The following is a 13,122-nucleotide window of genomic DNA, read 5'->3' on the forward strand; positions in this document are numbered from 1 at the left end:
ATTTTTTAGATTTCAGGCCAGAACGGTTTTTCACTGGCCACCGAGTCAATCATACAGGCGCCTACCGTCACGTTGCTGGTTTCATCAATCAGGATAGCCCCGCCGTTGGCCCTCAGTTTTTTGTAAGAGTCAAACGGGATAGGTGATGCCGTTTTGATGGTGGCTTTTACCACGTCATTGAGACCCGCCGAGGCCGGCAATGCTTCTTTCTCCAGCGTGTTCACGTTCAGTTTGTACTCCAGTTCCTTCACCACGCAACGCACGGTGCGGCTGTTGATCTGGAGCAGGTATTTGTTGCGGGCCACCAGCGGGGTATTGCTCATCCAGCAAAGGACTACCTCAAATTCCTGGGCCACCTCTACCGGTGCTTCTTTCTGCACAATCACATCGCCGCGACTGATGTCCACGTCATCTGCCAGGTGCAGGACCACGCTCTGCGGCGCGAAGGCTTCCTGCACCTCGGCCCCGGCCACCTCTACGGCGGCAATGGTACTTTCCACGCCAGAGGGCTGCACCACCACCTTGTCGCCTTTGCGGTAAATGCCGCTGATGATCTTGCCGGCGTAGCCGCGGTAGTCCGGCAGCTCCTCGGTTTGTGGCCTAATCACGTACTGCACCGGGAAACGGCCCTCCGAAAGGTTGATGTCTTCGTGCACTTCCACGCTCTCCAGGAGCCCCAGCAAGGAATCTCCGTCATACCAGCGCAGCGCCGCAGATTTCTCCACAATGTTGTCGCCGTTCAGGGCACTGATAGGAATATAGGACACGTTTTTCAGGCCCAGAGATTTAGCCACCTGCGCGTAGTCAATGACAATATCATTATACACGTTCTGCGAGTAGTTGACCAAGTCCATCTTGTTCACGGCTACCACCACGTGCGGCAGGTTGAGCAAGGACACAATGATGGAATGCCGGCGGGTCTGCTCCACCACGCCGTGGCGGGCATCAATAAGGATAATGGCCAGGTCTGAGTTGGAGGCCCCGGTCACCATGTTGCGGGTGTACTGGATATGGCCCGGCGCATCTGCGATGATGAACTTTCGCTTGGGCGTGGAGAAGTACTTGTAGGCCACGTCAATGGTGATGCCCTGCTCCCGCTCCGCGCGTAGGCCGTCGGTTAAAAGGGCCAGGTCAATCTGCCCTTCGTCGCGGTTTTTGGTGCTGCGCTCCATGGCCTCCAACTGGTCTACCATGATGGACTTGCTGTCATACAACAGGCGGCCAATCAAGGTACTTTTGCCATCATCTACGCTCCCGGCGGTTAAAAATCTTAAGATGTCCATTGGTATAATGTGCTAATGAAGCAAGGTGCTGATGTGCTAATTAAATTTTTGTTTTAATGGTGTTTTTGGGAAAACAGGGCTAAAACACATTTTGACTTTTAGCAGAAGCACTCGCTTTTATATTTTCTATCAATTCAGGTCTTTACTTTCAATCCCTTTCCTCTACCTTTTTTGTCATCATGGAAAGATCTTGTGGGCGAGCTAGATAAACTTTGTAGTAAAGGCTACTACCGTTCGCCCACAGGGTCCTTTCAGGATGACAGAAGAGCGGAAGGCGGAGCTAATCATTCTCTCAATCATTCAATCTTTCAATCACTCATTAAAAGTACCCGTTCTTCTTCCGGTCTTCCATGGCGGCTTCTGAGACGCGGTCGTCTATGCGGGTCTGGCCTCGTTCGCTGGTGTTGGTGGCGATGATCTCCTTAATGATGTCATCCAGGGTGGAGGCGTTGGACTCAACGGCGGCGGTACAGGTCATGTCGCCCACGGTGCGGTAACGGACTACTTTGCGGGTGACCACGTCTGTGTGGTGCAGCTGCACAAACTCGTTGGTGGCTACCAGGCGGCCTTCAAACTCCAGGACCTCGCGCTCGTGCGCAAAATAGATGGAAGGCAACTCGATATTCTCCCGCTTGATGTAGTTCCAGATGTCCAGCTCGGTCCAGTTACTGATGGGGAACACGCGCACGTTTTCGCCTTTCTGGATCTTGCCGTTATAGGTGTTCCAGAGCTCGGGGCGCTGCAGCTTGGGGTCCCAGGAGCCGAACTCGTCACGCACGGAGAAGATGCGTTCTTTGGCGCGGGCTTTCTCCTCATCGCGGCGGGCCCCGCCAATGCAGGCGTCAAATTCAAACTCCTCAATAGTGTCTAGCAAGGTGTAGGTCTGCAGGCCGTTGCGGCTGGGCAGCTTGCCTTTCTGCTCGGTGAGGCCCTTGGCTTTGATGGTGTCCTCCACGTTGCGCACAATCAGCTTTTCGCCCAGGTGGGCGGCCAGATAGTCTCTGAAATCAAGGGCCTCCTGAAAATTGTGGCCGGTGTCAATGTGTACCAGTGGGAAAGGCAGCTTGCCGGGCCTGAACGCTTTAAGCGCCAGGTGCACCAACACAATGGAATCTTTTCCGCCGGAAAACAAAAGTGCCGGACGCTCAAACTGCCCCGCTACTTCTCTGAAAATATGAATCGCCTCTGATTCTAACTGGTCCAGGTAATCTAATTTATAGGAACGCATACGCTAAGTATCTATCTAAACAATTTTGGCTAATGAGTTGGCTACCCCGGGCTCCTGCTCGGTCACGTGCAAGCCGCACTCTTTTTTACTGCTGTCTTCCCACCACCACCGGCCGGCCCTGAAATCTTCGCCGGGCTGGATGGCCCGGGTGCAGGGCGCGCACCCAATAGAGATGAAGCCTTTGTCATGCAGGTGGTTGTAGGGGATGTTGTGCTGTTTGATGAAAGCCATCACCTCCTCAGTAGTCCAGTGCAACAACGGGTGGAACTTGATGAGCTGGTTGCCCTCGTCCCACTCAAAGGCGGGTAGGTCGCCTCGGCCCGGGGAGTGCTCGGCCCGGAGGCCAGTCACCCAGACGGCATTGCCGGCCAAAGCCCTTTTAAGCGGCTCCACCTTTCTGATGAAACAGCAGTCTTTGCGGTTCTGGGTAGACTCATAGAAGGAGTTGGGCCCTTTGGCGTGCACAAACTCCTCCAGCAAGGCATTGTTGGGGTAGTAGGCCTTGATGCGGGTTTGGTAGGCATCATTGGTTTTGTTCCACACCGAATAGGTTTCTGGGAAAAGGCGGCCGGTGTCCAGCGTGAAAATGCTGATGGGCAGCGCGGTTTCCAGAATCTGGTGGGAGATCACCTGGTCTTCAAAGCTGAAGCTGGAGGAAAAGGTCACTTGGCCCGGGTAGCGGTCGGCCAAAAAAGCCAGCACCTGGTCTAGGGTGAATCCTTCGGTCTCCTGGATAAGTTGAGACACATGCTCTTGTTGCGAAGAGGCCATGACAAGAAAATAGGTAATAAGAAAAAAGAATATAGTAAAGGGGTACCCAATGGGCACAAGAAGAAATGGGCTGCCAGTTTCTTAGCAACAACAGCAGCAGGAGCTGCAACAGCAGAAGCGCATTCGCTCTATGTGGGATGAGTAGACCATGTAGTCTTTTATCTAGCTGTTAAGATGATCGCAAAGATAGGAACCGATTTTTCTAAACCAAATTTTCCCTATCAATTTAGTAGAGATTTAAAATAAAAATTTAGCAGCCAAAGAAGCTACTGCTTTCATATCTCATACCCAATCATGAGTTGTGTTAACGGATTCACAAGCAACACTGTTCCGTTTTAAAGGTATTTTTCAGAAAACAGGCAAAAACCAGGATCGTGGCCTAGAATTAAGGGGCTTGTTGCCAGACTTGTGCCTAAAGATGAATGCTATATTTCTTGTTAAAAAACTCTTAAAATTACCTAACCTCTAGTTTCAATCCTGCTATTTCCCATACTCTAAAAAACTGCCCCATAAACAACCAGAGTTACCTAAGAGCCTGCCTTTACCATCACACATGAAGGCACAATTCCATTGAATCCGTTTCAGGCCCGTTTTCCGGAAAACGGGCCTGAAACGGATTTGCTTTCTCAGCCTTTTAAAAAAATCAGGTAACCTCAATACCTACAATACGGTACATGGTAAATCTGGCAGCGGCTGGCAACCCCGGTGCCCGGAAAAACCTGAATGGCAAAACATACCTATGACATGGGTCTTATTGGCAACTGTGCTTATTTGGCACTCATCCACAAAGACACCAATATTGAATGGCTCTGCTGGCCGCGCTTTGACAGCAGCTTTATCTTCGGGCCGCTTATTGACCGGCAGAAGGGCGGCGAGTTCTCTGTGAAACCAGACGCCGACCACTTCACCTCTCACCAATACTACAAGGAGAACACCAACATCCTGTGCACCGAGATCACCTGTGAGCAGGGCTCTTACCGGGTAACCGATGTGGCGCCCCGTTTCCGGCAGCACCAGCGGTACTACAAACCCCTCATGATCATCAGGAAGGTGGAACCTTTGTCCGGTACGCCGCGCATAAAAGCCACTTGCCGGCCTATGGGCAATTACGGGCAGTTGGAACTGAAAAGAAGGCGCAGCAGCAACCACATCGCGTTTCTGGGCCTGGACGAGGAAGTGCGCCTGACCACCAATGCTTCTTTGAGCTACATTCTGGAAGACCAGTTCTTTGTCCTGAACGAGACGCTTTACTTTGTCCTGACCTACGGCGCGCCGCTGGAAGCTAATCTGCAGAACACTGCCGAGGAATTCCTGAGCCAGACCACGCGCTACTGGCGCATGTGGGTGAAGAACACCAGCATCAGCACGTTCCACCAGGAGCAGGTGATCAGGAGTGCCCTGGCCCTTAAGATCCATCAGTATGAAGACACGGGGGCCATTATTGCCTCCCCTACCACCAGCTTACCAGAACACCCCGGCTCCGGCCGAAACTGGGACTACCGCTTCTGCTGGATGCGTGACACGTACTACATTCTCAACGCGTTCAACAATATTGGGCACTTTGAGGAGATGGAGCGCTACTTTCATTTCATTGCCAACATCACGGCCAAAGACACCCAACGCTACCAGCCGCTGTACTCCATTAGCGGGCAAAGCAAGCTAACTGAGATTGAGATGGACCTGGACGGCTACCTGGGCAACAAACCCGTGCGCATTGGCAACGACGCCTACACCCACATCCAGAATGATGTCTACGGCCAGATTCTGGTGGCCCTGCTGCCGCTGTACGTAGACCGCCGGTTTAATGACGCCGAGCGCATTGACTCCCAGAAACTGATCTACAAGACGCTGGAGAAAATAAAGCAGACCATGCATGAGCCAGATGCGGGCCTGTGGGAGTTCCGTGATTTTGCCCAGTTCCATTGCTACACGTACCTCTTCCATTGGGCCGGGGCCTCGGCTGCCCGCAACGCGGCCCGCTATATGGGCGATGACCAGTTGGCCCACATGGCCACCGAACTCATGCAGGAAGCTGCCCGCAAAATTGAGGAATGCTATGATCCGCAGCGTGGCGTGTACACCCAGGCCATTGGCAAAAACCATCTGGATGCCAGCACCCTGCAGTTGATCATGATGCATTACATAGACCCCGCCTCAGACCTGGCCAAATCTCACCTGGCGGCCATGGAACGCGAACTCAAAACCCCAGAGGGGCTTTTCTACCGGTACAAGCACGCCGATGATTTTGGGGTGCCGCAAAGCACGTTCCTGATCTGCGCGTTCTGGTACATTGAGGCCCTAGCCTGCGTGGGCCGCCTGGATGAGGCGATAGCTGAGTTTGAGAACATCCTCAAATACACCAACCATTTGGGTCTGCTCAGCGAAGACGTAGACTCCAAGGACGGAAGCCAGTGGGGGAACTTCCCGCAGGCCTACAGCCACGTGGGCTTGTTAAACGCCGCCTACCGCATCTCTAACCGCCTGGACAGACCGTCATTTTTGTAAGAGAGTAATTAGCGTTAATTTCTTCACAAAAACAGAAAGGCCCACAAGTTGTGGGCCTTTCTGTTTTTGGCCTGTTTTCAGGAAAACAGGCCAAAAAGACTATTCAATTAATTGGTTTCTCCAACAAAAATCTAATCACTAACAACTAATCACTTCTTCCTTCCAGCTTACTCGCAAAGCGCCTTCAGCAGTTTTCTTACTTCCTGCGAGTTGTCCAGGCTGAAGCGGGCGTGGGAGCGGGCACTGCCAACCTTGATGGTGAACGCCTCCTCCGGCATCACGCTGAACATGTCCTCATCGGTGCGGTCATCGCCTATGCAGAGGATAAGGTCATGGGGGAATTGTTCCAGCCAGCGGGTAGTGCCAATACCTTTGTTTACTTCCACGTTCTTCACCTCCACAATCTTATCGCCTTCCATGACCTGCAGGTTAATGTTGGCCGCCATGAACATCAAATAATTGCTTAGCTCCCGGGCCCGCAGCTCGGCTAGGGTCGGGTCCACTTTGCGGTAATGCCACACCAGGGAGAAGTCTTTCTCCTCAATAAAAGAACCGGGGGTACGGCTCACGTGCAGTTCCATAATGGGCCGTACCTCGGTTTTCCAGGCGTCGCTTAGGTGCTGGAGCATTTCCCATTCGCCTTCGTGCTTCTTGAGCCACACGCCGTGTTCCGCAATAAAATCTACGGGCAGGTGCCCCAGCCATTTGTGCAGCGTGTTCCGGTCACGGCCGCTCACAATCACCAGCCGGTTTTTGGGGTCCTGGGCCAGGCACCGGAGAATTTCCAGCAGTTCTTCATCTGGGAACGCGTGGGTAGGGTCTTTCTTGAAGGACGTGAGCGTACCGTCATAGTCCAGAAATAACATGCGCTGGTTCGCTTTCTTGAAATTCTCTGCCAGTTGGGTGCTTTCTTCCTCAGAAAGGTATTCCGTGGCCATGGACATCTGCTTCACTTTTATATATTCCAATCGGTTCATAAATATTTCTACCCAGTGGTGAATGTTATAGCGGCGCACCAGGTCCTGCATGTGTTCCATGCGCAGCATTTGCTCTTCCTCGGGCATGGTAAGGGCCTCATGGAGCGAGCGCACTATCTGGCCCAGGTCATTGGGATTGATGAGAATGGCATCGGCCAACTCACGGGAGGCCCCGGCCATCTCGCTTAAGATCAGCACCCCTTTATGGTCCAGTTTACTGGCGATGAATTCTTTGCAGACCAGGTTCATGCCGTCGCGCATGGGCGTGACCAGGGCAATGTCTGCCACGCAGTACAGGGCGGAAAGTTCTTCAATGGGGAACGAGCGGTAAAAGTACTGGATGGGGTTCCAGGTGATGGTGCGGAAAGAGCTGTTGATGCGGCCCACCAGCTCATCAATGGTTTCTTTTAGTTGCCGGTATTTCTCTACCTGGTCGCGGGAGGGTACCACCAGCATGGAGAGTGTGACTTTGCCCAGGAACTCGGGGTGCTCTTTCAGGAACAGCTCATAAGCCTGCAGCCGCTGCGGAATCCCTTTGGAGTAGTCCAGGCGGTCAATGGAGAGTACGATCTTCTGGTCTGGAAGGGCGGCGCGGTATTCCTCTATCTTGGCCTTGGTCTCCGGGGAATCTGCCAGGGCGGCGTATTTGTCATAGTCAATCCCCATGGGGAAGGCGTCTACCATTATGTGGCGGTAGCCGTTGTCAATCAAGCCCTGCGCCGTGTTAAGGCCCACAATCCGGCTCACGGAGCTGAGGAAGTGGCGGGCATCATCATAGGTATGAAAACCGATCAGGTCGGCGCCCAGCATCCCCCTCAGGATCTGCTCGCGCCAAGGCAGCAGCCGGAACACCTCAAACGAAGGAAACGGAATGTGCTGAAAAAACCCGATGCTGCTTTTGGGAAGTTCTTCGCGCAGGAGCTCCGGCAGCAGCAGCAATTGGTAGTCATGTATCCAGATGGTATCGCCGGGCTCGGCGGCTTCCATGACGGCGTCACAGAACTTCTGGTTCACGGTCTGGTAGGCTTGCCAATAGGCGTCTTCATATACCGCGTACTGGCTGAAATAGTGAAAAGTAGGCCACAGGGTCTCATTGCTGAACCCTTCATAATAGTCGCGTATCTCAGATTCAGTGAGGAAAACCGGCAGCATGCTCTGCTTAGACAGGTCATCATGCACCTGCTTTTCCTCGGCCTCGTCCTCAAAATAGGTGCCGGGCCAGCCAATCCAGACGTTGTGGCCTTGTTTGTAGATAGAGCCTAAACCAGTAGCCAACCCCCCTTCACTTGTCTCATAGGCCAGTCCTTCTTCGGTTCGTTGCACTTTAATAGGAAGCCGGTTTGAGATAATGATGGTCTTAGGCATAGTGTCGTTTTTTGGTGAAAAATATGGGAAGGTGCCAAGAGCTGGGCCAGGTTTTTTGACCATGGCACCTTACTTTAACAGTAAAGAAGCAAGCGGTATATATTCCGCTCCTCTCCTAGTTTACTCTTTTCAAAGCCTATAAGTTTACGTCTAGGCGAATAGTACAAAATCAACCAAAAGGGACCAAACCCGTTCCAAGGCAGAGACGCAACTTTTATTTCCTGCACCAGGTAGGGGTAAACTTGCCTTGCTTTTATGAGAATATGATAGAAGACATCAAACATGTCATTCAAGACCACCTCCCCTTATTCTTTAAGGGATTGGCCATTATTGTGGGCGGGCTGCTGATAGGCTATTTTATTAAATTCCTGATCATCAGGTCTATTTCACTATACAACAGCCGTTACCCAAAGGTCTGGCTACAGGCGGTCCTCGACCACATTAACCGGCCCCTCTCCTATTTCCTACCGCTTCTGGTATTGGCCATGGTGCTGCCACTGGTACCTTTGGCGCCCTATGGGCTGGAAGTGTTGCGCCGAATTGTGGAAATAAGTCTCACCTGCTCCTTTGCTTGGCTCCTTATTGGCTGGGTGTATGTGGTACAGGACAGACTCCGGCATAAGTACCAACTAGACAAAGCCGATAACTTTAAAGAGCGGAAGCTCTTTACGCAGCTGCAGTTCATCAAAAAAATAGTGATCATCCTGATTGTGTTTTTCACGGCGGCGCTGGTCCTGATGAGCTTCCCTACGGTCAGAAAAATAGGCACGGGGTTGATCACTTCGGCTGGGATTGCGGGTGTGATTATTGGGTTTGCGGCCCAGCGGTCCCTGGCCAACTTATTGGCCGGTTTCCAAATTGCCTTTACCCAGCCTATAAGAATAGATGATGTGCTGGTGGTGGAGAATGAGTGGGGCCGGGTAGAGGAAATCACACTTACATATGTGGTGCTGCGCATCTGGGACCAGCGCCGGCTCATTCTGCCCCTGAATTACTTTATTGAGAAACCCTTTCAGAACTGGACCCGCACTACCACCGAACTGCTGGGCAGCGTCTTTCTCTACCTGGACTACACCGCCCCCCTGGAGGAACTGCGCACGGAACTCAACCGCATCTTGCCTGAGAACCACCTCTGGGATGGCCGGGTGGCGGTACTACAGGTAACAGAGGCAAAGGAACGTACGCTGGAGATACGTATTCTGGTAAGCGCCCAAGACTCTGCCAGCGCCTTTGACCTGCGTTGTTGGGTACGGGAAAAACTCATCATGTACGTGCAGGAACATTACCCGAACTGTCTGCCGCAGACCCGCACCATCATGCCGGTAGGCCCCATAGAATGATCTTCGTCATCTATTTAGATTTTCTCTAAATAATTTTTTGTTTCCTATTTCCCTGCTCCTAGCTTTGCATCAGTTTTGAATGATTCTAAATAAGCTGCTGCCTAAGCCCTATGAACAGGTCCTTTTTACTCTGCCTTCTTTTCCTTGCCCTTCCCTTCCTCTTATTCGCGCAGAGCAATGGCCGTCTGGAAGGCCGCATTCAGTCTCTGAAAGGCGAGGCCCTGCCTGGTATTAGCGTGGGATTGGAAGGTACAACTCTGGGCAGCACCACCGATGACGAAGGAAAATTCGTGATCAAGAACGTTCCGGCAGGTAGCTATACCTTGCAGGCCACGGGCATTGGCTATGAGTCGCTGCGCCAGGCGGTCACCATTCAGGTGGGTCAGGCCACGCCTTTGTACATGCGCCTCAATACCTCAGATTTCACCTTATCAGAAGTAGAGATTACCGGTAACCGCAGCGGCAATTACCTGGAGCGCGAAGGCACCACCGCCACCAAGATGGAGGCAGCCCTTCGCACGGTACCACAATCGGTGCAGGTGATCTCGCGCCGGGCCCTGGACCAGTTGCAGGTAGTGAAGATTGAAGACGCCATGCGCAACGTGAGCGGGGTATCGGTAGAGACCGGTTTTGGCAGTAGAACAGATATTTTCCAGATAAGAGGCTTCAGAACAGACCAGAACAGCATCTTCAAGAACGGCTTTAGGAACCCGGCCCGTACCTACCGCGAGAGCGCCAACGTGCAGCAGATTGAAGTGATGAAAGGCCCGGCCTCTGTGCTGTATGGCGTAAGTGACCCCGGCGGACTCATCAACATTACCACCAAAAAGCCAACTGCCTACACCTTCCAATCTCTGCAACTGACCGCTAATAACTTTGGGTTAATCAGGCCGGCGGTAGATTTGGGTGGCACCGTTGGGGAAAGCAAAGCCTTAAAATACCGCTTTAACGGAGTGTATGAACGCAATGGTAGCTTTAGGGATTTCATGAAGAACAAGCGCTATTTCGTGGCACCGTCTATCACGTATGACTTCTCGCCTAACACCACCTTGAGCGTGGAGGCCGAGTTACTGAACCACAACCAACCTTCTGACCGGGGTATTTTTGCGGTAAACGGCAAGATTGCCGATGTGCCCCGCAGCCGCAGCTTAGGTGAGCCCGACAACTACTCTTTCTACCAGAACCGCTTTGTGCAGTACAACCTGCTGCACAAACTCAATGACACCTGGAGCCTGCGCCACGCCGCCAACTTCAATTACGGCACGGAGACCCGCAAACTGGTGGAGCAGACCACGCTGGTAAAGAATTCAGACCGCCTCATTAACCGCCGCTACCAGGACCAGTATTACTTTGAGCGCTACTTTGCCACCCAAAATGAGTTATATGGCCGCTTTACCACCGGCGACCAGATTCAGCACCGCACCGTGGCCGGCGTAGAGTACAGTTCTTTCCTGCTGGACCTGAACGTGAAACGCGCCGCCTATGACGTGCTGGACATCTACAACCCGGTCTATAGCAGCAAACCGAAGCCCGTTGACAAGCTGGCCACCTCCCAGGATTACCAGGACGTGACCCGTAATTACGGTTTCTACGTGCAGGATTTCATTACCATTCGCCAACGCCTGAACGTGTTGCTGGGCGGCCGCTATGACATCTATGACTACCGCTCTGAAGACTACTTAGGCAAAAACACCGTGGAGCAGAAAAATTACGCCTTCAACCCCCGCATTGGTGTATTGTATGAATTGTACGGACCGCTTTCTGTGTTTGCCAACTTCTCTACCGGGTTCCAGACCGAGATTGGCCGCACCCTGGAAGGCGACACCTTTGATCCATTGACTACCACCCAGCGGGAAGGCGGTGTTAAGTTAGGCCTTTTCCAGGACCGTCTTAACCTGACTACCAGCTACTTCAAGATCAAGAAAAGCAACGTTTCTGCCGCTGACCCCAGAGATATCAATTTTAAAGTACAGATTGGCGAGATCATCAGCGAAGGGATGGAAATTGACGTAACGGGAGAGGTTTTACCCGGCCTGAACACCATTGCCACCTACAGCTACATCAACGCCAAAGTGAGTTCTGACGGCACTACCCCCAAAGGCACCCGCTTCCAGAACGTGAGCCCCCACAACTTCACCTTCTGGAGCACCTATGAACTGCAGAGAGGCCCTTGGAAAGGCCTGGGCTTTGGCGGCGGCTTCACCTCAGTGCAGTCGCGTCCCGGCGATGCCACCGACAGCTTTAGATTACCCGGCTACACCAAAGTAGACGCCACCATTTTCTACCGCATTGAACACTTCCATCTCAGCGTGAACGTAAAGAACCTGACAGATGAGCATTACTATGACGGAGCGCAGTCATCTACGGCCATTATGCCGGGTGCCCCGCGCACCATCATTAGTACTGTGGGTATAAACTTTTAACCTAACTTCCACTACTTTTACGGCGCCAGCCTTCCGGCATATTCTGTGTTGAAAGGCTGGCGCTTTGATTTTTATGAGGCTGAGGCAGATTCTGGTTTTAGTACACCTGTGGGTGGGGTTGGTTTGCGGGGCCGTGTTGTCTGTAGTAGGCATCACGGGTTCTTTGTATGTGTTCCAGCCGGAGCTCACGGCCCTGCTGTACGCTGACCAATACCAAACCAAAAATAGCGGCCCGGTTTACCCGGCCCTTGAGATAGTCAGAAAAGCCGAAGCTCAGTTTAAAAGCCAGCTGGCCACGCTCAACTTTCCTACCCGCGAGTTGGAGAACTACCAGGTAAAGCTCAAAGACAAGAAAGAGTGGCTGTATTATGACCTGCACACCGGCCAGTTCCTGGGCGAGATGAAAAACCGACGGGGCGTGTTTGAAGGCGTTCTGGAACTACACCGGCAACTGACCATGGGTGAAACCGGCTCCACTATCACAGGCACCTGCGCTTTATTGATGGCGTTTGTCCTGCTCTCTACCGGTCTGTACCTCTGGTTCCCGCGCAAGAAGCGTTTGTTGCGTGACGGGCTGCGCTACAAACCCCACGCCGGACCCAAACGCCGCACCTATGACCTGCACAATGTGACCGGCTTCTACGTGGCAGTACCGCTTTTCTTCATGGCCATCACGGGCGCTTACTTCGCATTCCCCGAAGGCACCCAAACAGCTGTGAACCAACTTACCGCCACCAAAGAACGCCTGCCCGAAGGCAAGAAGCTGAAATCTGTATACGCCCTTGACGCCCCTGCGCTTACCGTAGAACAGGCCCTGGCCCGCATGAGCAGCTTCTACCCCACCCTACCCAAACGCAGCCTGGCCATGCCCAAAGACAGCATAGGCACCCTCTTCTTCACGTTTGTGAAAGACGCCACCGTAGGCGCCGGCCCGGAACTCCGGCCCATGGTCTACCTGGACCAATACTCCGGCCAGGTCCTTTTCCAGTTTGACCCGCACACGGCCCCTCTTGGCGCCAAGATACTCCGCAACTGGTTTATCCCTTTTCACTTCGGGGAGATTGGCGGCTATGTGACCCGCGTGCTTTGGTTTATCCTGGGTTTTCTGCCGGCCTTTCTGTGGGTTTCTGGCTTTATGATCTGGCGCAACAAACAGAAGAAGAAAAGGCTGCAGTTGAAACTGGCGTAGCCAATCTTGTTTTAAGCCTGTTTTTGGGAAAACGGGCTTAA

The 13,122-nt window shown here is 52.8% G+C and carries 8 protein-coding genes; 4 read left to right on the plus strand and 4 right to left on the minus strand.

The features are described 5' to 3' along the window. Window positions 1-5: 5 nt before the first annotated feature. From TH63_RS14045 to TH63_RS14055, 3 genes are all read right to left on the minus strand, one after another. Window positions 6-1,283 carry a sulfate adenylyltransferase subunit 1 gene (locus TH63_RS14045; protein ID WP_048921492.1) on the minus strand — a complete coding sequence of 426 codons (1,278 nt, stop codon included), beginning with the start codon at window positions 1,281-1,283 and terminating at the stop codon, window positions 6-8. Window positions 1,284-1,602: 319 nt separating this feature from the next. Further along, window positions 1,603-2,511: a sulfate adenylyltransferase subunit CysD gene (cysD, locus tag TH63_RS14050; RefSeq protein WP_048921493.1), complete on the minus strand. Its 909-nt coding sequence runs from the start codon at window positions 2,509-2,511 to the stop codon at window positions 1,603-1,605. 15 nt (window positions 2,512-2,526) lie between these two features. After that, window positions 2,527-3,282 (minus strand): phosphoadenylyl-sulfate reductase, encoded by a 756-nt coding sequence (locus TH63_RS14055; protein ID WP_076606666.1) that lies wholly within the window; start codon window positions 3,280-3,282, stop codon window positions 2,527-2,529. Between the two features lie 723 nt (window positions 3,283-4,005). On the opposite strand from TH63_RS14055, the gene TH63_RS14060 reads away from it, so the two are divergent. After that, window positions 4,006-5,787: a glycoside hydrolase family 15 protein gene (locus tag TH63_RS14060; protein WP_048921494.1), complete on the plus strand. Its 1,782-nt coding sequence runs from the start codon at window positions 4,006-4,008 to the stop codon at window positions 5,785-5,787. A gap of 167 nt (window positions 5,788-5,954) precedes the next feature. Here TH63_RS14060 and TH63_RS14065 read toward each other — a convergent pair whose 3' ends face one another. After that, on the minus strand, window positions 5,955-8,129 hold the full coding sequence (locus TH63_RS14065) for a bifunctional alpha,alpha-trehalose-phosphate synthase (UDP-forming)/trehalose-phosphatase (RefSeq protein WP_048922857.1): 2,175 nt from the start codon (window positions 8,127-8,129) through the stop codon (window positions 5,955-5,957). Window positions 8,130-8,392: 263 nt separating this feature from the next. Here TH63_RS14065 and TH63_RS14075 point away from each other — a divergent pair, with 263 nt between their 5' ends. The 3 genes from TH63_RS14075 (at window position 8,393) to TH63_RS14085 (ending at window position 13,081) form a co-directional block, all read left to right on the plus strand. Then, window positions 8,393-9,469 carry a mechanosensitive ion channel family protein gene (locus TH63_RS14075; RefSeq protein WP_048921496.1) on the plus strand — a complete coding sequence of 359 codons (1,077 nt, stop codon included), beginning with the start codon at window positions 8,393-8,395 and terminating at the stop codon, window positions 9,467-9,469. Window positions 9,470-9,579: 110 nt separating this feature from the next. Further along, window positions 9,580-11,892, plus strand: a complete 2,313-nt coding sequence (locus tag TH63_RS14080; protein ID WP_048921497.1) for a TonB-dependent receptor — start codon at window positions 9,580-9,582, stop codon at window positions 11,890-11,892. Between the two features lie 73 nt (window positions 11,893-11,965). Next, complete coding sequence (locus tag TH63_RS14085) at window positions 11,966-13,081, plus strand: PepSY-associated TM helix domain-containing protein (RefSeq protein WP_231583479.1); 1,116 nt, start codon at window positions 11,966-11,968, stop codon at window positions 13,079-13,081. The last annotated feature ends 41 nt before the right edge of the window (window positions 13,082-13,122 follow it).

It is taken from the genome of Rufibacter radiotolerans (assembly GCF_001078055.1).
Classification (GTDB): Bacteria; Bacteroidota; Bacteroidia; order Cytophagales; family Hymenobacteraceae; genus Nibribacter; species Nibribacter radiotolerans.

Coding starts and splice junctions, on each gene's coding strand:
- TH63_RS14045 (WP_048921492.1), bottom strand. CDS start 1,283: ATGGACATCTTAAGATTTTTAACCGCCGGGAGCGTAGATGATGGCAAA.
- cysD (WP_048921493.1), bottom strand. CDS start 2,511: ATGCGTTCCTATAAATTAGATTACCTGGACCAGTTAGAATCAGAGGCG.
- TH63_RS14055 (WP_076606666.1), bottom strand. CDS start 3,282: ATGGCCTCTTCGCAACAAGAGCATGTGTCTCAACTTATCCAGGAGACC.
- TH63_RS14060 (WP_048921494.1), top strand. CDS start 4,006: ATGGCAAAACATACCTATGACATGGGTCTTATTGGCAACTGTGCTTAT.
- TH63_RS14065 (WP_048922857.1), bottom strand. CDS start 8,129: ATGCCTAAGACCATCATTATCTCAAACCGGCTTCCTATTAAAGTGCAA.
- TH63_RS14075 (WP_048921496.1), top strand. CDS start 8,393: ATGATAGAAGACATCAAACATGTCATTCAAGACCACCTCCCCTTATTC.
- TH63_RS14080 (WP_048921497.1), top strand. CDS start 9,580: ATGAACAGGTCCTTTTTACTCTGCCTTCTTTTCCTTGCCCTTCCCTTC.
- TH63_RS14085 (WP_231583479.1), top strand. CDS start 11,966: ATGAGGCTGAGGCAGATTCTGGTTTTAGTACACCTGTGGGTGGGGTTG.